Source organism: Pseudonocardia charpentierae (genome assembly GCF_031845345.1).
In the GTDB taxonomy this organism is placed as follows: Bacteria; Actinomycetota; Actinomycetes; order Mycobacteriales; family Pseudonocardiaceae; genus Pseudonocardia; species Pseudonocardia charpentierae.
In genome coordinates this window covers 22316-42103 of the sequence record NZ_JAVREJ010000028.1, presented here as the reverse complement: position 1 = coordinate 42103, position 19788 = coordinate 22316, and the positions used below count along the sequence as shown (strand labels likewise).

The 19788-nt window shown below is 73.3% G+C and carries 19 protein-coding genes; 14 read left to right on the top strand and 5 right to left on the bottom strand.

All coding sequences use genetic code 11. The features are described 5' to 3' along the window. Positions 1–166 precede the first annotated feature (166 nt). Positions 167–1138 (top strand): hypothetical protein, encoded by a 972-nt coding sequence (locus tag RM445_RS27445; RefSeq protein ID WP_311559764.1) that lies wholly within the window; start codon positions 167–169, stop codon positions 1136–1138. A gap of 74 nt (positions 1139–1212) precedes the next feature. On the opposite strand, the gene RM445_RS27440 is transcribed toward RM445_RS27445, so the two are convergent. Then, positions 1213–2730, bottom strand: coding sequence for a DUF349 domain-containing protein (locus tag RM445_RS27440; protein WP_311559763.1), 1518 nt, complete (start codon positions 2728–2730; stop codon positions 1213–1215). A gap of 206 nt (positions 2731–2936) precedes the next feature. Between RM445_RS27440 and miaA the strand changes: the two genes are divergently transcribed. The 5 genes from miaA to RM445_RS27415 are packed head-to-tail and all read left to right on the top strand — an operon-like array spanning position 2937 to position 8084. Further along, the gene (gene miaA, locus RM445_RS27435; RefSeq protein WP_311559762.1) at positions 2937–3857 is read left to right on the top strand and encodes a tRNA (adenosine(37)-N6)-dimethylallyltransferase MiaA; all 921 of its coding nucleotides are present in this window, start codon (positions 2937–2939) and stop codon (positions 3855–3857) included. Further along, entirely contained in the window at positions 3854–4714 is an 861-nt protein-coding gene (gene dapF, locus RM445_RS27430; RefSeq protein WP_311559761.1) for a diaminopimelate epimerase, read from the top strand. The genes miaA and dapF overlap by 4 nt, the downstream gene beginning before the upstream one ends. Positions 4715–4742: 28 nt before the next feature. Beyond that, positions 4743–6212, top strand: coding sequence for a GTPase HflX (hflX, locus tag RM445_RS27425; protein ID WP_311559760.1), 1470 nt, complete (start codon positions 4743–4745; stop codon positions 6210–6212). Between the two features lie 53 nt (positions 6213–6265). Next, positions 6266–7240: an SMP-30/gluconolactonase/LRE family protein gene (locus RM445_RS27420; RefSeq protein WP_311559759.1), complete on the top strand. Its 975-nt coding sequence runs from the start codon at positions 6266–6268 to the stop codon at positions 7238–7240. A gap of 13 nt (positions 7241–7253) precedes the next feature. Further along, positions 7254–8084: a universal stress protein gene (locus RM445_RS27415; RefSeq protein WP_311559758.1), complete on the top strand. Its 831-nt coding sequence runs from the start codon at positions 7254–7256 to the stop codon at positions 8082–8084. Between the two features lie 21 nt (positions 8085–8105). On the opposite strand, the gene lexA is transcribed toward RM445_RS27415, so the two are convergent. Next, the gene (gene lexA, locus RM445_RS27410; RefSeq protein ID WP_311559757.1) at positions 8106–8915 is read right to left on the bottom strand and encodes a transcriptional repressor LexA; all 810 of its coding nucleotides are present in this window, start codon (positions 8913–8915) and stop codon (positions 8106–8108) included. A gap of 206 nt (positions 8916–9121) precedes the next feature. Between lexA and RM445_RS27405 the strand changes: the two genes are divergently transcribed. The 6 genes from RM445_RS27405 (at position 9122) to RM445_RS27380 (ending at position 15612) form a co-directional block, all read left to right on the top strand. Continuing rightward, positions 9122–9772: a LysM peptidoglycan-binding domain-containing protein gene (locus RM445_RS27405; RefSeq protein WP_311559756.1), complete on the top strand. Its 651-nt coding sequence runs from the start codon at positions 9122–9124 to the stop codon at positions 9770–9772. Positions 9773–9932: 160 nt separating this feature from the next. Next, complete coding sequence (gene nrdR, locus RM445_RS27400; protein ID WP_311559788.1) at positions 9933–10406, top strand: transcriptional regulator NrdR; 474 nt, start codon at positions 9933–9935, stop codon at positions 10404–10406. A 98-nt stretch (positions 10407–10504) separates the two neighbouring features. Next, entirely contained in the window at positions 10505–13339 is a 2835-nt protein-coding gene (locus RM445_RS27395) for a vitamin B12-dependent ribonucleotide reductase (RefSeq protein WP_311559755.1), read from the top strand. A gap of 70 nt (positions 13340–13409) precedes the next feature. Then, a complete protein-coding gene (sigJ, locus tag RM445_RS27390) occupies positions 13410–14354 on the top strand; it encodes an RNA polymerase sigma factor SigJ (RefSeq protein ID WP_311559754.1) in 945 nt (314 codons plus the stop codon). Positions 14355–14383: 29 nt separating this feature from the next. After that, complete coding sequence (locus RM445_RS27385) at positions 14384–15133, top strand: SDR family oxidoreductase (RefSeq protein ID WP_311559753.1); 750 nt, start codon at positions 14384–14386, stop codon at positions 15131–15133. After that, positions 15130–15612 carry a hypothetical protein gene (locus tag RM445_RS27380; RefSeq protein WP_311559752.1) on the top strand — a complete coding sequence of 161 codons (483 nt, stop codon included), beginning with the start codon at positions 15130–15132 and terminating at the stop codon, positions 15610–15612. The genes RM445_RS27385 and RM445_RS27380 overlap by 4 nt, the downstream gene beginning before the upstream one ends. On the opposite strand, the gene RM445_RS27375 is transcribed toward RM445_RS27380, so the two are convergent. Continuing rightward, positions 15551–16342: a transglutaminase-like domain-containing protein gene (locus tag RM445_RS27375; protein WP_311559751.1), complete on the bottom strand. Its 792-nt coding sequence runs from the start codon at positions 16340–16342 to the stop codon at positions 15551–15553. The two genes, RM445_RS27380 and RM445_RS27375, sit on opposite strands and share 62 nt — an antisense overlap. Before the next feature lie 52 nt (positions 16343–16394). Here RM445_RS27375 and RM445_RS27370 point away from each other — a divergent pair, with 52 nt between their 5' ends. Both RM445_RS27370 and RM445_RS27365 read left to right on the top strand, forming a co-directional pair. Beyond that, complete coding sequence (locus tag RM445_RS27370; protein ID WP_311559750.1) at positions 16395–17408, top strand: pirin family protein; 1014 nt, start codon at positions 16395–16397, stop codon at positions 17406–17408. Positions 17409–17689: 281 nt separating this feature from the next. Further along, entirely contained in the window at positions 17690–18178 is a 489-nt protein-coding gene (locus RM445_RS27365) for a DUF3145 domain-containing protein (RefSeq protein ID WP_311559749.1), read from the top strand. An 87-nt stretch (positions 18179–18265) separates the two neighbouring features. Here the strand turns inward: RM445_RS27365 and RM445_RS27360 are convergent, their stop codons facing one another. Together RM445_RS27360 and RM445_RS27355 are read right to left on the bottom strand one after the other, a co-directional pair. After that, positions 18266–19504 carry a beta-ketoacyl-[acyl-carrier-protein] synthase family protein gene (locus tag RM445_RS27360; protein ID WP_311559748.1) on the bottom strand — a complete coding sequence of 413 codons (1239 nt, stop codon included), beginning with the start codon at positions 19502–19504 and terminating at the stop codon, positions 18266–18268. 14 nt (positions 19505–19518) lie between these two features. Next, positions 19519–19761 carry an acyl carrier protein gene (locus RM445_RS27355; protein ID WP_311559747.1) on the bottom strand — a complete coding sequence of 81 codons (243 nt, stop codon included), beginning with the start codon at positions 19759–19761 and terminating at the stop codon, positions 19519–19521. Positions 19762–19788: the final 27 nt, after the last annotated feature.

Genomic DNA, 19788 nt, shown 5'->3' with positions numbered 1-19788 from the left:
CGCCCGCTACTGGACGAACGGCCCACTCGTCGGAACCTATCGGACGACTGGGCCGGTCGTCCGGAATCGGCATTTCGCTCCTGCGATTGTCCACATCGCGGTCTCGCCATCCACAGGTTCGCCGATCGGCCCCGGTCACGGGGGTGCCGGGTGGACGCTTCAGTGCGTGCCACGACGATCCCACTCTCTGAGCCCGGAGCAGTACGCCGCGCTGTGCCACTCGACGGTGGTTCGGGTCCGCGACCTGCAGGAACTGGGCCTGCACCGATCCACGATCGCACACCGGTGCCGGCCCGGCGGCCCCTGGCGGTCGCTGCTCCCCGGGGTCGTGCTGCTGAACAACGGCGCTCCGACGCGCGACGACCGGCGTTCGGCGGGCCTGCTCCACTGCGGGCCGGGCGCGGTGATCACCGGCCTCGATGCACTGCAGCTGCACGGCATGCAGCGGGTTCCGGCGCCGAGCGGACCGGTCCACGTGCTCGTGCCGTCGGACCGGCGTCGGACCGGCCACGGTGTGGTGCTGGTGGAGCGCACCGAACGCCTGCCGACGCCGGAAATCGGACGGTGGCCCCTTGCATCGCTACCCCGCGCCGTTCTCGATTTCGCCAGGCGATGCCGGGACCGCGACCAGGTCAGGTCGGGCCTGGCCGAGGTCGTGCAGCGCCACAGGTACATCCCTGCCGCTCTGGCCGAGGAGCTCGCCACCGGCAGCAGCCGAGGCAGCGCGCTCCCGCGGGAGGTCCTGACCGAGGTCGGCGACGGGATCCGGTCGGTCGCCGAGGCGAAGGCGCGGGAGCGTCTCCTCGCCAGCAACCTGCCACGACCTCTGTGGAACCCGACACTGCGCGATGCGGCGACGAATCGGTTCATCGCCGTACCCGACGGATGGTTCGACGAGGTGGGCCTGGCCTGGGAGATGGACTCGCACGAGTGGCACCTCGACCCGGAGGACCACGCTCGAACTCTGAAGCGGCGGGTGGCCATGACCGCCGAAGGGATCATCGTCGTGCCGCACACGCCGGGCCGGATCATGAACGACTGGCCTGCGGTGTTCGACGAGTTGTGGCGCAGTATCGAGCAAGCCGCCCGCCGGCCGCGGCCCGCGGTGATCGCGATTCCGGCGTCTCCGTCGATCTAGTGCCCAGCAGGCGACTCGAACGAGCGGCCCGTTCGTCGCATAGGTTTCGACGAAAGGGCCGCTCGTCCAAGAAATCAGCGGTGCTGGACGGCCTGCTCCGCGGTCGCCAGCCACTCGCGCCACTGCTCGGCCTGCGCGTCGGCCTGCTGGGCGCGGCGGGCGTCGCCCGCGGCGCGGGCCTTCGCCGCCTGCGCCTCGAACTGGGCCACGCGCTCGCGGAACTGGGCCACCCGCGCCTCGGCCTCGGGGTCCGTGCGCCGCCACTGGCGGTCGACGGCCTCGCGGACCTTCTCCTCGACGGCGCGCATCCGGGCCTCGAGCGGGCGGATGTCGTCGCGCGGCACCTTGCCGATCGCCTCCCAGCGCTCCTGAACGTTGCGGAGCGCCGCCCGGGCGGCGTCGGGATCACCGGTGTCGATCTTCTCGGCCTCGTCGAGCAGCGACCGCTTGGCGGCGGCGTTCGCGTCGAACTCCGCGTCGCGCTCGGCGAAGTTCTGCGAGCGGCGGGCGAAGAAGGCGTCCTGCGCGGTGCGGAAGCGCTGCCACAGGGTGTCGTCGGCGTCCTTCTGGGCGCGCCCGGCGGCCTTCCACTCGGTCATGAGGTCGCGGAAGCGGGCCGCGGTGGGGCCCCAGTCGTCGGAGTCGGCGAGCTTCTCCGCCTCGAGTGCCAGCTCCTCCTTGCGCGCCCGGGCGCCCGACCGCTGGCGGTCCAGGTCCGCGAAGTGCGAGCCCCGGCGGCGGTTGAAGGCCTCACGTGCCTTGGAGAAGCGCTTCCACAGCGCCTCGTCGGTCTTGCGGTCGATGCCGCGGATGGTGCGCCACTCGTCGAGGATCGCCTTGAACCGGTCGCCCGCCTGCTTCCACTGCGTCGCCTCGACCGACAGCGTCTCGGCCTCGGCGGCCAGGGTCTCCTTGCGCGCCACCGCCGCGTTCCGCGCGGCGTCGCGCTCGGCGCGCTGCGTGCCCACGGCCTGCTCGGCCTGCGCCACCACGCCGTCGAGCAGCGCGGACAGCCCCACGAGGTCGCCGACGACGTGCGCCTCCGTCAGGCTCTCGCGCAGGGTGCGCGCGCTGGACAGCGTGTGCTTGGGGTCGGCGCCACCCGCCGACAACCTGGTGGCCAGCAGCTCGGCCTCGGTGAGCACGTCGTCGAAGCGGCGGGCGAAGTGCGCGAGGCCCTCGGCGGGCTCGCCGGCCTGCCAGGAGCCGACCGACCGCTCGCCGTCCGCGGTGTTCACGTAGACGGTGCCGTCGGGGTCGACGCGTCCCCACCGCTCGGGGTGCGGGCTCGCCGGCGCCACGGCGTGCCCGGAAGCCGCAGGCGGCGGCGCGGGGACAGGATGGGCCGGCTCGTGGGCCGGCTCGTGCGGGTGCGTCGGCGAGGGGCCCGCGGCGACGGCGTCGAGCTCGTCTTCGCTGCCCGGCTCGACACCCGGTCCGCCGTGCAGCGCCGGGGGCCGCGGACGGTGCGGTTCCGCGACGACCGGTCCGGGCGAGGGGGAAGGGGGCTGCGGTCGAGGCTGGTCGGTGCCGTCGAGCTGTGTGCCGTCCGGCTCTGCCGCCGTGTGGGCTCCCTGGTGCTGCTCCGACACGGTCGTCTCCCTCCTCCAGCCCGCCGAGACGGCGGGCGCCCCGCTGTAGCGGGGCCACGTTCCGCGGGCCGTCGCCGGTCGATGAGGACGGTGGCCACCCAGGATTCAAACAGCTCCAGGGCCGGACCGAAACCGCCTGGACCCGCGCGTCGCCCTGAACGGTGGTTCCACCGCGACGAGCCGACCGCCCCGCTACCCTCGCCGCCGTGATCTCACCGGCGGGTGCACCGCCGCCGCTGGTCGCTGTCGTCGGGCCCACCGCGACGGGCAAGTCCGGCCTCGGCGTCGCGCTCGCGTCGCTGTTGGGGGGCGAGGTCGTCAACGCGGACGCGATGGCCCTCTACCGCGGGATGGACGTCGGCACGGCCAAGCTCGCCCCCGGCGAGCGCGGCGATGTCGCCCACCACCTGCTCGACGTCCTCGACGTCACCGAGACCGCTTCGGTCGCCGCCTACCAACGGGCTGCGCGCGCGGTGATCGAGGACCTGCGGGCCGCGGGTCGCACGCCCGTGCTGGTCGGCGGCTCCGGGCTCTACGTGCAGGCCGTGGTGGACGAGCTGGAGTTCCCCGGCACCGACGCGACACTGCGCGCGGAGCTGGAGGCCGAGCTCGCCGCCGTCGGACCGGGCGTGCTGCACACCCGGCTGGCCACCGTCGATCCCGCCGCCGCGGCCGTGGTGCTGCCGAGCAACGGCCGCCGGATCGTGCGCGCCCTGGAGGTGGTGGCGCTGACGGGCCGCCCGTTCCCCGCCCGGCTCGAGACCGGGGGGCCGCCGCGCTACGACGCCGTGCTGCTCGGCGTCGACCGCCCGACGGGTGAGCTGGACGAGCGGCTGGCCCGCCGCGTCGCGCGGATGTTCGCCGCCGGGCTGGTCGCCGAGACCCGCACGCTGCTCGACCACGGCCTGCGCGAGGGCCGCACGGCGTCCCGGGCCCTGGGCTACCAGCAGGTCGTGGCCGCGCTCGACGGGCACGGTGATCTCGGCACCGCGGCGGCCGACACGGTGCGCGCGACGCGGCGGTTCGTCCGCAGGCAGCGCTCCTGGTTCCGCCGCGACCGGCGGATCGTCTGGCTCGGCCCGGGCCCGGATCTGCTGGAGCGGGCGCTTCGTACGCTGAAGGCATGACCGGCATCGCGTTCGCCAAGGGCCACGGCACGGAGAACGACTTCGTCGTCCTGCCCGACCCGGACGGAACGCTCGACCTGACCGCCGCCCGGGTCGCCGCGCTCTGCGACCGCCGGCGCGGGCTCGGCGCGGACGGTGTGCTGCGGGTGATCCGGTGGGCCGCGCTCAAGGACGGTGACGATTCCACTGACTTCCCCGCCGAGCCCGGCGTGGAGTGGTTCATGGACTACCGCAACGCCGACGGCAGCGCGGCGGAGATGTGCGGCAACGGCGTGCGGGTCTACGCGCACTGGCTCGACCGCGCCGGCTGGCTCCCCGACGGCGAGACGCTGCGGCTGGGCACCCGGGCAGGGGTGCGCGAGGTGTGGTTCACCGGCGACGAGGTGTCGGTCGACATGGGCCCGGCGCGCGTCGGTCCGGCGTCGACCGCCCGGGTCGGCACGCGCACGTTCACGGGCACGGCCGTGGACGTCGGCAACCCGCACCTCGCCTGCGTCGGCGACGTCGAGCTGGACGCCCTGGACCTCGCCGTCGAGCCCGACCACGACCGCGCCCTGTTCCCGCACGGGGTGAACGTCGAGTTCGTGACGCCGGTGCACGACGGGCGGGTGGCGATGCGGGTGCACGAGCGCGGCGTGGGGGAGACCCGCTCCTGCGGAACCGGAACGGTCGCCGCCGTCGTCGCCGCGCTGCGTGCAGCGGGTCGGGCGACCGGCGAGGTCGAGGTGCGCACGCCCGGGGGACGGTTGCGCGTCACCGTCACCGACGAGACGACCGTGTTGCACGGTCCGGCCGTCCTCGTCGCGTCCGGCGAGCTCGATTCCACGTGGTGGGACGGAATCCGCACGACGCCGTGAGCGTTCAGGTGGGAGTATGCCTCTCACGATGACTGAACTTTCCCCATACCCGGTCGGCCCCGCGGACCGCAACCCGTCGGCCGGCGAGCTCGACCTCGAGGATCGCGGCTCACTGCGCCGCGTCCGGGGTCTCTCCACCGAGCTCGCCGACGTCACCGAGGTCGAGTACCGGCAGCTGCGCCTCGAGCGCGTCGTCCTCGTCGGTGTCTGGACCGAGGGCAGCGCCGAACAGGCGCAGGCGTCGCTGACCGAGCTGGCCCGCCTCGCCGAGACCGCCGGCTCGGAGGTGCTCGACGGACTGATCCAGCGCCGCAGCCGACCCGATCCCGCCACCTTCATCGGCTCGGGCAAGGTCACCGAGCTCGGCGACGCCGTGCGCGCCGCCGACGCGGACACCGTGATCTGCGACGGTGAGCTCTCGCCCGGCCAGCTGCGCCAGCTCGAGGACAAGCTCAAGGTCAAGGTGATCGACCGGACAGCCCTGATCCTCGACATCTTCGCGCAGCACGCCCGCTCGCGGGACGGCAAGGCGCAGGTCGAGCTCGCCCAGCTGTCGTACCTGCTCCCGCGCCTGCGCGGATGGGGCGAGGCCCTGTCGCGGCAGGTCGGCGGCCGCGCGGCCGGCGGCGTCGGGATCGGGGGTCGCGGCCCCGGTGAGACGAAGATCGAGCTGGACCGGCGGCGCATCCGCAACCGCATGTCCAAGCTGCGCCGCGACATCAAGGCGATGCGCCAGGTCCGCGAGACCCAGCGGGGCGAGCGCCGCCGCCACGACGTGCCGAGTGTCGCGATCGTCGGCTACACCAACGCCGGCAAGTCGAGCCTGCTGAACGCGCTCACGGGAGCCGGGGTCCTCGTCGAGGACGCACTGTTCGCGACCCTCGACCCGACGACCCGTCGCTCCGTCACCCCGGACGGGCGGGCGTACACGCTCACCGACACCGTCGGATTCGTGCGGCACCTGCCCCACCAGCTCGTCGAGGCGTTCCGCTCGACGCTGGAGGAGACGGCGGGCGCGGACCTGCTCGTGCACGTCGTCGACGCCTCGGACGCGCTCCCGGAGGACCAGATCAAGGCCGTCCGGCAGGTGCTCGTCGAGGTCGGCGAGGAGCACGGCGGCCGGATGCCGCAGGAGCTGCTGGTGGTCAACAAGTGCGACGCCGCGGGCGACCTCGCCCTCGCGCGTCTGCGCCACCTGCTGCCGGACGCCGTGTTCGTCTCCGCGCGCCGCGGCGACGGTGTCGAGCGCCTGCGCGCCCGCATCGCCGAGCTGCTGCCGCGGCCGGACCAGGACGTCGAGCTGCTGCTGCCCTACACCGAGGGCGCGCTGACGGCACGGGTGTACGCGGAGGGGCAGGTGCTCGCCGAGGAGCACACCCCGGACGGCACGCGGCTGCACGCCAGGGTCGGTGCCGAGCTGGCTGCGGCGGTGCTGCCGTACGCCTGCGTCGGCGACGCGGGCCGCAACGGGTCGGGCCCGGAGGGCTCGGGCAGCTGAGTCTTCCCGCCGCTCTCGTCGCGCTCGCGGTCGCGCTCGCTCCGGTGGCGGCGGTGCCTGCCGCTGCGTCCACCTCTGCGACGCGCTGCACCGTCGACGATCCGCGTCTGGTCGAGCTGTCCGGGCTGGCGGTGGTCGGCGACGGCATCTGGGCGATGGCGGACGGGGGCCGCCGGGTCGAGCTGCACCGGTTCGACCCCGGAACCTGCACGGTCGTCGAGAGCCGGACGGCGAAGGTCGACCCGTACGACGCCGAGGACCTCGCCGCGGGTCCCGACGGGTCGCTGTGGGTGGGCGACACCGGCGACAACGAGCAGCGCCGCAGCACGGTGGCCCTGATCGTCGTTCCGGCGCGGGGCGAGCCGGAGCTGCACCGTCTCACCTACCCCGACGGCCCGCACGACGCCGAGGCGCTGCTGGTCGACGCGCGCGGCGTGCCCACCGTGGTCACCAAGAGCGTCGGTACCGCCGGTATCTACCAGCCGGAGGGGCCGCTGGACGGTGTGGGCCCGACTCCGCTCGTGCACGTGGGCGACCTGGCGCTGCCGAGCTCCACCACGACGGGCGGCCCGATCGGCGGACTCGGCTCCCGGACGGTCACCGGTGGCGCGATGACGGCCGACGGCCGGGTCGTCGCGCTGCGGACGTACACCGACGCCTGGCTGTTCGCCGTCCCGGACGGCGGCACCGTCGCCGACGCGCTCCGCACCGCCCCGGTGCAGGTGCCGCTGCCCGACGAGCCGCAGGGCGAGGCGCTGGCATTCACCGCCGACGGCACGCTGCTGTCGGGTTCGGAGGCGCGCGGCGGCGTCGACGGGCAACTCCGGGCGGTGCCCGGGGCCGCCGCACTGACCGGAGCCGCGGCCGGGCGGAAGCCTGCGGCGGAACCCGCCGCGGCAGGATCTCCGGACGACGTTGCGGAGCCCGTGCCGGCATGGCGGACGGCGGCGATCGGCGCCGGTGCGCTGGTGGTGATCCTCGCCCTGCTCGCGCTGGTGATGGCCCGACACGGGGCCCGGCGGCGTTAAGGTTTCCGGGGAGGTGCCGTTGCCGATCGTCACGGGATACGAGGACACGCCGGCCGGCCACGACGCGCTGGTTCTCGGCGCCCAGCTGGCCCGGCTGACGGGTGTGCGCGCCGTCGTCGCCAGCGTGTACCCGGAGGACGGACGCGGCATCACCGCGGTGGCCCGCGACCCCCGATGGCGGGAGCGGACCGAGACGGTGGCGCGCGAACGGTTCGCCCGGGCGCGGGCCAAGATCGATGCTCACGGCTACGGCGAGGTCGAGCCCGAGTTCCGCTGGCTGGGCCCGGCGAACGCGCACACGGCGCTGGCCGACCACGCCGACAAGGTCGGGGCGGAGTTCCTCGTGGTCGGCTCGACGGGACACGGTCTCGCCGGCCGGTTGGCCCCCGGCGGTACGGTGCAGCGGCTGCTCCCGACCGCCACCTGTCCCGTCGCCGTGGCTCCGCGCGGTCACCGGCACTTCGCGACGGCGCGGATGACCGCGGTGTCCGTGGCCTACGACGGCTCGCCCGAAGCCGAGCGGGCAGCCGCGGTGGCCACCCGGCTCGCCCGCCGCAGCGGGGCCGCGCTGCGCTTCGTCGCCGTCGCCGAGACCCCCGAGCAACGCCCCGCAGCACAGACGGCGGCGCTGCGCGGCCTCGCCTGTGCCCCGGTGGACATCGACGCGCTCGCGGACGTGGTCGACGGGCCGATCGTGTCGACCCTGGCCAACCTGCCCGAGCGCACCGACCTCCTGGTGATCGGTGCACGCGGCTACCGCTTCATGCGCCGGATCCTGCTGGGCGGAGTGATCGGCGCGCTGGTCCGCGCGGCGCACTACCCGGTGGTGGTCGTACCGGGCTGACGGGGCCCAGAGTCGGCTCCGCTACAGCCGCCTCAGCACCGCCACCACCCGCCCGAGCACCGTGGCGTCGTCGCCCGGGATCGGGTCGTATGCGGAGTTCGCGGGCATCAGCCACGCGTGCCCGTCGCGGCGGCGCAGGGTCTTGACCGTCGCCTCACCGTCGATCATTGCGGCGACGATCTCGCCGTTCTCCGCGACCGGCTGCTGGCGCACCACCACCCAGTCGCCGTCGCGGATCGCGGCCTCGACCATCGAGTCGCCCCGGACGTTCAGCAGGAACAGCGTGCCCTCGCCGACGATCTCGCGGGGCAGCGGGAACACGCTCTGCACGGCCTGCTCGGCCAGGATCGGGCCGCCGGCGGCGATGTCGCCGAGCAGGGGCACGAAGGCCGGCTCCGGCCGCCGGGCGAGCGGGCCCGCCGCGCTGTCCACACCGACGTCGACGGCCACGCCGCTCGGAGTGCCGGCCTCGTCCGCGGCCGGGTCGTCCGGGCTGCGGACATCCACGGCGCGGGTGCGGTGCGGGTCGCGCCGCAGGTACCCCTTGCGCTCCAGCGTGCGCAGCTGATGGTGCACCGAGGAGGTGGACGTCAGGCCCACAGCGTCGCCGATCTCGCGCACGCTCGGCGGGTAGCCGAAGCGCTCCACCCAGTCGCGGATGACCTCCAGGACCTTGCGCTGCCGCGGTGTCAGGTTCACCGGGTCCGTGGGGGGATCCGGGAAGGCGCTGACCGTGCTGCCGCCACCACGCTCGCCGTCGCCGCGCCCGCCCGCCGGGGGGCTCTCGACGTCGGATCCTCCGACACCCCCGCCGCCCTCGTCGCGTGCCATCTACTCGCTCCTTCTGGTACCGCCGGTGCCCGTGCGTGTGCCGCAGGGCCATCGGCACTCGCGGAAACGGTAGCCGTGATCACCGACAGTTCCAAACACATGTTCGAACGACACGCGGACTTCTCTCGGTTTTGTCGGTGCCTGGTGGTACACACTTCGACAGCGCCTCTCGAACATCTGTTCTAGTAGGCGTACGCGAGCGGAGCGTGAGCAGCGGAGGCGACATGCGCGAGCGGGTGGAGCACGGAGAGGTCGGTCGAACGGGATCCGGGCAGGCGGCGGGGCGGCGGCCGGGCCGGTGGGCCGATCAGTGGGTGCGCAGGTGGGACGGCAGGCGGCCCGCTCCGGGGCCGCGGCCGGTGCGTCCGGCGGGGGCGCTGGTGCTGGTCCGTCCGCTCGAGGCCCCGCGGCCGGTCCGGGAGGCGGCTCCGGGTGCCGGGGTGGATCTCCGGCGCGCGAGGGCGTGGAGCGACGGCGTCCCGGGCGGCGCGTCCGGGCCGCGGCTGCTGGTCCGCCGGGCCCACCCGTCGGTCCGGGTGGGTGCGCGCTCGGTGTGGCGTCGTGCCGTCGCCGGGGTCGTCATGGTCGCGGCGTCGGCGGCGGTCGTCGTCGCGCTCGGCCTGCTCGCCCGGGTCGCCGAGCCCGCTCCGGCTCCTGCCGCCGTCCCTGTCGCCGTGCCCGCCCCGGTCGTCGTGACCGTGGAGCCCGGTGAGACGGTGTGGGACGTCGCCGCACGGGTCGCTCCCGGACGTCCGGGAGCGGAGGTGGCAGCCGTCGCCGAGCGGATCGTGGCCGACAACGCACTCCACTCGGTGCGTCCGGAGCCCGGTCAGGTGCTCCGGGTGGCCGGCGGCTGACGCTGTGCGCACGCCCACCACGAAGGGCGTGCCGCTCGTCCCACGATCCGGTCGATACGCCGATTGATGGCCGATCCGGCTTGGCCTACCCCTACATGTTGTGGTTACATCGCTGTTGTTCACCCAGTACTTGGGGATGCTCAAGCAGCAAGGGGTCGTCATGCGTTGCCCGTTCTGCCGGCACGGCGACAGCCGGGTCATCGACTCCCGCGAGGTGGACGACGGTCAGGCCATCCGCCGGAGGCGATCGTGCGCCGCCTGCGGACGCCGGTTCACCACCGTCGAAGAGGCGGTTCTGGCGGTCGTCAAGCGCAGCGGCGTCACCGAGCCGTTCAGCCGCGACAAGGTCGTCAGCGGGGTCCGGCGAGCCTGCCAGGGTCGCCCGGTCGACGAAGACGCGCTCGCGCAGCTCGCCCACCGGGTGGAGGAGGCCGTCCGCGCCGGTGGCGCGGCCGAGATCCCCAGCCACGAGGTGGGGCTGGCCATCCTCGGCCCGCTCCGCGAACTGGACGAAGTGGCCTACATGCGCTTCGCCAGCGTCTACCGCTCGTTCTCCTCCATCGAGGACTTCGAGAAGGAGATCGCCGATCTGCGACGGGCGGCCGCCCCGGCCGACGTCGCCACACCGGGCTGACGACACCGATCCCCGCTGCCTCGCCCGCACGTATTTCGCCGAGCCATACACCGACCGCGGCCCGCCGCCCCAGGGTGGAGCCGCAGGAGAGGGAGAGCATGACCGAGACCGCCGGGCCCCCCGCCGCCGCCCCGGGCCGCGGAAGGAAGACCGGTCGCACGGAGCGCAGGGGGCTGACCGTCGAGCGCGTGCACACCACTGCCGGGGTGCACCCGTACGACGAGGTCACCTGGCAGCGCCGCGACGTCGTGATGACGAACTGGCGCGACGGCACGGTGAACTTCGAGCAGCGCGGCGTCGAGTTCCCGGACTTCTGGTCGATCAACGCCACGAACATCGTCACCAGCAAGTACTTCCGCGGTGCCGTCGGCTCGCCGAAGCGCGAGTCCAGCCTCCGCCAGCTCATCGACCGCGTGGTGGCCGTCTACCACCGCTCGGGCCTCGAGCACGGCTACTTCGCCACCGACGACGACGCCGAGATCTTCGCCCACGAGCTGACGTGGATGCTGCTGCACCAGGTGTTCAGCTTCAACTCGCCCGTGTGGTTCAACGTCGGCACGACCTCGCCGCAGCAGGTCTCGGCCTGCTTCATCCTGTCGGTCGACGACACGATGGAGTCGATCCTCAACTGGTACCGGGAAGAGGGCCTGATCTTCAAGGGCGGTTCCGGCGCGGGGCTGAACCTCTCCCGGATCCGCTCCTCCAAGGAGCTCCTGTCCTCCGGTGGCACCGCCTCCGGCCCGGTGTCGTTCATGCGCGGTGCCGACGCCAGCGCCGGCACCATCAAGTCCGGTGGCGCCACGCGGCGGGCGGCCAAGATGGTCGTCCTCGACGTCGACCACCCGGACATCGAGGAGTTCGTGCAGACCAAGGCCAAGGAAGAGGCCAAGATCCGGGTGCTGCGCGACGCCGGGTTCGACATGGACCTCGGCGGCTCGGACATCGCCTCGGTGCAGTACCAGAACGCGAACAACTCGGTGCGCGTCACCGACGAGTTCATGCGTGCGGTCGAGTCGGGAAGCGAGTTCGGGCTGCGGGCCCGCATGACCGGTGAGGTCATCGACACGGTCGACGCCACGAAGCTGTTCCGGGGAATCGCCAAGGCGGCCTGGGAGTGTGCAGACCCGGGGATCCAGTACGACGGCACGATCAACGACTGGCACACGTGCCCGGAGTCGGGACGCATTTCCGCGTCCAATCCCTGCAGCGAGTACATGCACCTCGACAATTCGAGCTGCAACCTCGCGTCGCTCAACCTGCTCACGTTCCTCGGCGGCGACGGCCGGTTCGACGCGGCCCGGTTCCAGAAGTCCGTCGAGCTGATCATCACGGCGATGGACATCTCCATCTGCTTCGCCGACTTCCCGACGGAGCCGATCGCCGACACCACCCGCCGGTTCCGCCAGCTGGGCATCGGCTACGCCAACCTCGGCGCCCTGCTGATGGCCACCGGTCACGCCTACGACTCCGAGGGCGGCCGCTCCCTGGCCGCGGCGATCACCTCGCTGATGACCGGCGCGGCGTACAAGCGCTCCGCCGAGCTCGCCGGGGTCGTCGGGCCGTACGACGGCTACGCCCGCAACGCCGAGCCGCACCAACGGGTGATGCGCAAGCACTCCGCCGCGAACGACGACGTGCGCACGTTGCCGGCGAGCGCCGACATCCACCGCCAAGCCACGGTCGCCTGGCGCGAGGCGCTCGCCGTCGGTGCCGTCAACGGCTGGCGGAACGCCCAAGCCTCGGTCCTCGCCCCGACCGGCACCATCGGCCTGATGATGGACTGCGACACCACCGGGATCGAGCCGGACCTCGCGCTGGTCAAGTTCAAGAAGCTCGTCGGCGGCGGATCCATGCAGATCGTCAACCAGACGGTGCCGCGGGCGCTCGACAAGCTCGGCTACCAGGGCGAGCAGATCGAGGCGATCGTCGAGTTCGTCGGTGAGCACGGCCACGTCGTCGACGCGCCCGGGCTGCGTCGCGAGCACTACGAGGTGTTCGACTGCGCGATGGGGCAGCGGGTCATCGCCGCCATGGGCCACGTGCGGATGATGGCCGCAGTGCAGCCGTTCCTGTCGGGCGCGATCTCCAAGACCGTGAACATGCCGGAGACGGCCACGGTCGAGGACGTCGAGAAGATCTACCTCGAGGGCTGGCGGCTCGGGCTCAAGGCGCTCGCGATCTACCGCGACAACTGCAAGGTCGGCCAGCCGCTCTCGGCGGGCAAGACGGCCAAGCCCGGCACCGACACGGCCGAGACCGCGAAGGCGGCCGTCGAGTACCGCCCGGTCCGCAAGCGCCTGCCGAAGAAGCGGCCGAGCCAGACGGTGTCGTTCACGGTGGGTGGCGCCGAGGGGTACCTGACCTCGGGCTCCTACCCGGACGACGGGCTGGGGGAGATCTTCGTCAAGCTCGGCAAGCAGGGCTCGACGCTGGCCGGCGTGATGGACGCCTTCTCGATGTCGATCTCGGTCGGTCTCCAGTACGGCATCCCGCTGGAGTTCTACGTCTCGAAGTTCTCGAACCTGCGGTTCGAGCCGGCGGGCATGACGGACGACCCGGACGTGCGGATCGCCACGAGCGTCATGGACTACCTCTTCCGTCGCCTCGCGCTCGACTACCTGCCGTACGAGAAGCGCGAGCAGCTGGGCGTCTTCTCCGCGGAGGAGCGCACGGCGCAGGTCGCCGAGAGCTACGGGTCGGCCGAGGTGGACCTGGAGGAGCTGCGCTCGGGTGTCGGGCACGACACGGCGCCCGCGACGCCGGTGGGCGTCACGCCCGCCCCGGTGGAGGTCCACAGCTCGACGGAGCTGCTGGAGCTGCACCTGGGCAAGGCCGCCGACGCGCCGCTGTGCATGACCTGCGGCACGAAGATGCGCCCGGCGGGGTCGTGCTACCTGTGCGAGGGCTGCGGGTCCACCAGCGGCTGCAGCTGAGTGTTCGCTGCCCCGCCGCACCCTCGGGTGCGGCGGGGCACGAGCATCGGGACGTGGCAATCTCGACGCCATGACCGGGGCGACCGAACCGACGGCGGTGTTCGCGGCCCAGCGGCCCCGGCTGTTCGGCTTGGCCTACCGGATGCTCGGCTCCGCCCACGACGCCGACGACGTGCTGCAGGACGCGTGGCTGCGCTGGTCCGGAGCCGACACGGCGGCCGTGACGAACCCGGCCGCGTGGCTCACCACCACCGTCACGCGGCTCTGCCTGAGCCGGTTGACGTCGGCCGCCGCCCGCCACGAGACGTATCCCGGGCCGTGGCTGCCCGAGCCCGTACTCACTGCGGATCGCGCGCTGAGCCCGGACGACACCGCCGCGCAGCGCGACTCGGTGTCGTTGGCGTTGCTGCTCACGCTCGAGCGGCTCACCCCGGCCGAGCGGGCCGTCTACGTCCTGCGGGAGGCGTTCGCCTACCCGCATCGGGAGATCGCGCAGATCGTCGGTGTCAGCGAGGCGAACGCCCGTCAGCTGCACACGCGGGCCCGTAAGCGGCTCGCGGAGGGCGGTGATCCCGCGCCCGCCGGACCGGCGGGAGCCGGGCGAGCCGGGTGGCTGCGTCTCGTGGAGAGCTTCCTCGCCGCCGCGCGGCACGGTGACCTGCCGGCGCTCGAGGCGCTGCTCGCCGCCGACGTCGTCGCGTGGGCCGACGGCGGCGGCCGGGTCACGGCCGCGCGCCTGCCCGTGCGGGGGCGCGGACGCGTCGCGACCTATCTGGCCCGCACGCTCGGCGGTGCGCGCCGGGTCGGGCACGCGGTGATCGCGGAGGTCAACGGTGCTCCGGCCGTTCTCGGCTTCGCCGGCGACGCCCTGGTCGGCGTCCTCGAGGTGGAGGTGGACGGGGGCGTCGTCAGCGGCCTGCGCCTGCACGTGAATCCGGACAAGCTCGCCCATCTGGCGCACCAGCTGTCACAACGCGCGGGGCTGCGCGGTCGACTCTCCGACGGATCCGCCTGACGGCGGAGATGAGCGGACGGAGGAGTGAGATGGAGATCCTGGTGACCGGCGGGACCGGCACCCTGGGCCGGGTCGTGGTCGAACGGCTACAGGAGCGGGGCCACGTGGCCCGCGTGCTCAGCCGCCGCGACGGCCCTGGCCGGGTGGTCGGCGATCTCGAGACCGGCGCGGGAATAGCGGAGGCCGTCCGTGGGGTCGACGCGGTGGTGCACGCGGCGAGCCGTCCGGGCCACGACGTCGCCCAGGCCCGCGCACTGCTGGATGCCATGCGCCGTGCGGAGGTCCCGCACCTGGTGTTCGTCTCGATCGTGGGCGTGGACCGGGTGCCGCTGCGCTACTACCGCGACAAGGTCGAGATCGAGGGCCTCGTCGCGGCGTCCGGCGTGCCGTGGACGGTCCTGCGCGCCTCCCAGTTCCACGACCTGCTGCTGACGCTGCTGCAGACCCTCGGCCGGTCCCCGGTGCTGCCGGTGCTCGCCGGGGCGTCGTTCCAGCCGGTCGACGTGCGCGACGTGGCGGAACGGCTCGCCGACCTCGCCACCGGCGCGCCGGTGGGCCGCGCGCCCGACCTGGCCGGCCCGCAGGTCAGGTCGATGGCCGACCTCGCCCGAGCGTGGCTGACCGCGACGGGCCGACGTCGCGCGGTGCTGCCGGTGCGGCTGCCCGGTGCGCTGGCCCGGGCGGTGCGCGGCGGCGGCCTGGTCGCGCCCGACCACGCCGACGGTCGCATCACCTTCGAGGAGTTCCTGTCCGGTCGCCGGGTGGGAGCGCGGCCGTGACGGGCGCGGCAGGGGAGCGACGCGTCTCCGTGCTCCGGGCCGGCCTGCTCGTCCTCGCCGCGCCGCAGGTGGTGATCGGGGTGTGGGCCCTGTTCGCGCCGCGCGCGTTCTACGACGGCTTCCCTGCGGCCGGCCACGCCTGGGTCGCGCTGCTGCCCCCGTACAACGAGCACCTCGTCCGGGACGTCGGCGCGCTGAACCTGGCGGTGTGCGTGGTCCTCGTCGCCGCCGCGGTGGCGCCGCACCGTCTGCTCGTGACGGTGGCGCTGGTGTGTCAGCTCGTCTACACGGTCCCGCACGCCGTGTTCCACGTGACCCACCTCGACGGGTTCCCCGCCGCCGACGCCGTCGCGCAGACCGCCGGGTTCGCCGTCCAGGTGGTGCTGCCACTGGCGCTGCTCGCGCTCGCACGACGCCTCACCGCAGCTCCACCACCGTCGCCGGGTCGTCGTTCGGCAGTTCGTCCACCGTCGCGGTGACCTCCATCTCCGTGAGCGTGACGCTGCCGCAGTGGGTGGTCATGAACGCGGTGTCCGTCGCGTCGCGGCCGGTGGAGATCCGCAGCATCGAGGCTCGGGGCGCCAGGCCGGTGGCGTCCACCAGCCGCCACGCGCCGTCCACCCAGGCCTCGACCACGGCGTGGAAGTCCATGGGGTCGAGCCCCGGGGCGTAGACGGCGGCGAGCCGGGCGGGGACGTCGCGGGCCCGCAGGAGCGAGAGCACGAGGTGCGCGTAGTCGCGGCAGACGCCCGCACCGAGCAGCAGCGTGTCGACGGCGTCGTCGGTGGGGCCGCTGGACCCGCTGGTGTAGACGAGCCGGTTGTGCACCCACGTCCGCACGGCCGCGACGAGCTCGGCGTCGTCGTCGATCCCGCCGAACTCGCTGGCGGCCGTCGCGAGCAGCTTGTCCGACGGGCAGTAGCGGCTCGGGCGGCGGTACTCCAGCAGGTCGGACTCGCCGCCGTGCGGCACCGCGCGGGAGCCGTGGACGGTGGCGATGTAGTCGATCACGAGACGTCCGGAGGGGATGTCGAGCGCATGGACCCGGCCGCCGTGGCCGCCGTCGATCTCACGGACGGCGACGGGCTCGCCGTCGCTGGTGACGACGAGCTCTTCCGTCGCCGACGGACCGGCCACGGCGATCTGCAGCGCGAGCAGCGCGGGATCGTCGACGTCGGCGGCGAGATGGGCGGTGACCGTGCGGCGCATGGGCGCATCCTTGTCTCGCCGAATTGTCGGTGGCGGGTCGTACCGTGGTCCAGTGAGTAACATCGCCGCGGAGCCGGCCGTGCAGGTGTGTCAGGGGCGGCCCGACGCGGGCCCCGTACGGGAGCTCCTGCCCGCGCGGGCGGTGCCGCTCGGCGAGAGCACGGTGGTGCGGCGCCTGCTCCCGACGATGGGCCGGCGGATGGTCGGGGCCTGGTGCTTCGTCGACCACTACGGCCCGGACGAGATCGCCTGCGAGCCGGGGATGCAGGTCCCGCCGCACCCGCACACCGGGCTGCAGACGGTGAGCTGGCTGCTCGACGGCGAGGTCCACCACCGCGACAGCCTGGGCAGCGACGCGCTGATCCGTCCGGGCGAGCTCGGGCTGATGACGGCCGGCGGTGGCATCGCGCACTCCGAGCAGTCGCCGGACCCGCACTCCCCGATGCTGCACGGCGCGCAGCTGTGGGTGGCGCTTCCCGAGGCGGAGCGCGAGCGGGTGCCGTCCTTCGAGCACCATCGCGACCTGCCGGTCCTGCGCGAGCCGGGTGCGGCGGCGACGGTGCTGCTCGGGGAGCTCGCCGGGGCCCGCTCGCCGGGGCAGGTGCACACCGCACTCATCGGTGTCGACGTCACGCTGGAGCGCGGTGCGGACGCCGTGCTGCCACTGGAGGGCGACTTCGAGCACGCCGTGCTCACCGTCTCCGGCGCCCCGGAGGTCGACGGCGGCGAGCTGGAGCCCGGCTCCCTGTGCTACCTCGGCACGGGCCGGTCGACGCTGCGGTTGCGTGCGGACGCCCCGAGCCGGTTGCTGCTTCTCGGCGGGATCCCGTTCACCGAGAAGATCGTGATGTGGTGGAACTTCATCGCCCGCACGGGGGAGGAGATCACCGCGGCCCGCGACCGCTGGCAGGCGGAACTGGCGGAGGAGCCGGCTGCGATGTCCGCCGCGAGCGCCGGACCGTTCCGGCCCGGTCCGTTCGGCGTCGTTCCCGGCTTCGAGGGCCCCGCGCTGGCAGCTCCGCCGCTGCCGTCGACGCCGTTGCGCGCGCGTGGCCGCACCCGCTGAGAGAGGCGGAACGGCTGCGATAAGCGGCGTTCACCGATCGGTGAACGGTGATCGCCGATTACTCACCTGATCACTCTTGACAGCACCCACCCGTGTGCACCTGGATACGACACGCCCACCGCGCGCGCCGCGCCGACGCAAGTTGGCGGGGAGGGGGAGTGGCGGGCAGACTGATCAACGGTAACCGACCTCGATGATGCGGCCGGTTGCGAGCTCGAGCGGTCCACCGTGACGCGAGGACGTAGGGGAAGACGTTTCCTCGTCGACAGCGGAGGTCTGCAGTGAGCACACGCGGCGTGATCTTCGTCCACTCGTCGCCGACTGCGGTGTGTCCGCACGTCGAGTGGGCGATATCCGGCGTGCTCGGGACCCGAGTATCGCTGGAGTGGACGGCGCAGCCGGCAGCCCCGGGCCTGCTGCGTACGGAATGCACATGGTCCGGGCCGGCCGGCAGTGCGGGCGCGCTCGCGGGCGCGCTCCGTGCATGGCCGATGCTGAGGTTCGAGGTCACCGAGGAGCCGAGCCACGGGGTGGATGGCGAGCGCTTCTGTTACGCGCCCTCGCTCGGGCTCTGGCGTGGGCGGACGAGCGCCAACGGCGACATCGTCGTGGGCGAAGACCAGCTGCGCGGCCTGATGGTCGACACTCCGGCGACCCAGGTCGCCGGTCGCCTGCAGGATCTGCTCGGCTCGGCGTGGGACACGGCGCTGGAGCCGTTCCGGCTCGCCGGCGACGGCGCACCGGTCACCTGGCTGCACCAGGTCGGCTGATCGAGAACTTGCCGAAACGAACGAGCGGCCCTTTCGTCGGAAAGGTTCCGAGGAAAGGGCCGCTCGTCCAATATCTTGCTCGGGCGACTACGCCGCGGTGAACACCAGTGCGACGTTGTGGCCGCCGAAGCCGAAGGCGTCGTTCACCGCCGCGGTGAGGTCGACCTTGCGGGCCTCACCCGCCGCCACGTCGAGCTGCACACCGTCGTCGATGCGCTCCAGGTTCAGAGTCGGGGGGATGATCCCCTCGCGCACTGACAGCATCGCGGCGATGCTCTCCACCGCCCCGGCCGCTCCCAGCAGATGCCCCATCGCCGACTTCGGCGCGGTGAGCACCGGGTGGTCGCCGATCGCGGCCCGGATCGCCGCCGCCTCCGCCACGTCGCCCACCGGGGTGGACGTGGCGTGGCAGTTGACGTGTCCGACGTCGGTCGGATCGATGCCCGCCGTCCGCAGCGCGGCCCCGATGGCCCGCGCCGCGCCGCTGCCCTGCGGGTCGGGTGCGGTGATGTGGTAGCCGTCGGACGAGGTGCCGATGCCGGCGAGCCGGCCGTACACCGAGGCACCCCGGGCCCGGGCGAACTCCTCCCGCTCGAGAACCATGATCCCCGAGCCCTCGCCGAGCACGAAGCCGTCGCGGTCGACGTCGAACGGCCGCGAGGCCCGCTCGGGTTCGTCGTTGCGCGTGCTCATCGCGCGCATCTGCGAGAACCCGGCGATCGGGATGCTCGTGATGCAGGCCTCGGCGCCGCCGGCGACGACGACGTCCGCCTCTCCCGACTTGATCATCCGCCAGCCCCACGCGAGCGCCTCGGCGCCCGATGCGCACGCCGACACCGGGGCGTGCACCCCGGCCTTCGCCCCCAGCTCCAGGCCGACATAGGCGGCCGGACCGTTGGGCATGAGCATCGGAATGGTCAGCGGCGAGACCTTGCGCAGCCCCTGGGTCTCCAGGATGTCGTCCTGGCCGAGCAACGACAGGGCGCCGCCGATGCCGGTTCCGACGATCACGGCCAGGCGCAGCGGGTCGACCGTCGGCTCGTCGCCGGCGTGGCCCGCGTGCGCCCAGGCCTCGCGGGCGGCGATGATCGCCACCTGCTCGCTCCGGTCCCACCGCCGGGCCTCGACACGCTTGAGTACCTCGGCGGGCTCCACCGCCAGCTGCGCGGCGATCCTGACCGGCAGGTCGAACCGCTCGACCCAGTCGGTTTCCAGCCGCGACACTCCCGACCGTCCGGCGAGCAGGGCGTCCCAGGTCGACGCGGCGTCCCCGCCCAGCGGGGTCGTCGCGCCGTACCCGGTGACGACGACGTTCGTAGTGGTCACGGTGCCGCCTGAGGTCACTGGTTCTTCGCGATGTAGTCCACGGCGTCGCTGACGTTCTTCAGCTGCGCCAGCTGGTCGTCCGGGATCTTCACACCGAACCTGTCCTCGGCCTGCACCGCGATCTCGACCATCGACAGCGAGTCGATGTCGAGGTCGTCGACGAAGGACTTCTCGGGGGTCACCTCGGCGGCGTCGATGCCGGCGACCTCCTCGACGATCTCCGCCAGTCCGGTCTGGATCTCGGCGATGTCGGCCATGCTGTTCTCCTCCATTGGGGGACGTGG

Excerpts from the sequence above, each read along its gene's own strand:
- hflX (WP_311559760.1), top strand. The coding sequence starts at position 4,743 with ATGACTGAACTTTCCCCATACCCGGTCGGCCCCGCGGACCGCAACCCG.
- RM445_RS27355 (WP_311559747.1), bottom strand. The coding sequence starts at position 19,761 with ATGGCCGACATCGCCGAGATCCAGACCGGACTGGCGGAGATCGTCGAG.
- sigJ (WP_311559754.1), top strand. The coding sequence starts at position 13,410 with ATGACCGGGGCGACCGAACCGACGGCGGTGTTCGCGGCCCAGCGGCCC.
- dapF (WP_311559761.1), top strand. The coding sequence starts at position 3,854 with ATGACCGGCATCGCGTTCGCCAAGGGCCACGGCACGGAGAACGACTTC.
- RM445_RS27375 (WP_311559751.1), bottom strand. The coding sequence starts at position 16,342 with ATGCGCCGCACGGTCACCGCCCATCTCGCCGCCGACGTCGACGATCCC.
- lexA (WP_311559757.1), bottom strand. The coding sequence starts at position 8,915 with ATGGCACGCGACGAGGGCGGCGGGGGTGTCGGAGGATCCGACGTCGAG.
- RM445_RS27395 (WP_311559755.1), top strand. The coding sequence starts at position 10,505 with ATGACCGAGACCGCCGGGCCCCCCGCCGCCGCCCCGGGCCGCGGAAGG.
- RM445_RS27385 (WP_311559753.1), top strand. The coding sequence starts at position 14,384 with ATGGAGATCCTGGTGACCGGCGGGACCGGCACCCTGGGCCGGGTCGTG.
- nrdR (WP_311559788.1), top strand. The coding sequence starts at position 9,933 with ATGCGTTGCCCGTTCTGCCGGCACGGCGACAGCCGGGTCATCGACTCC.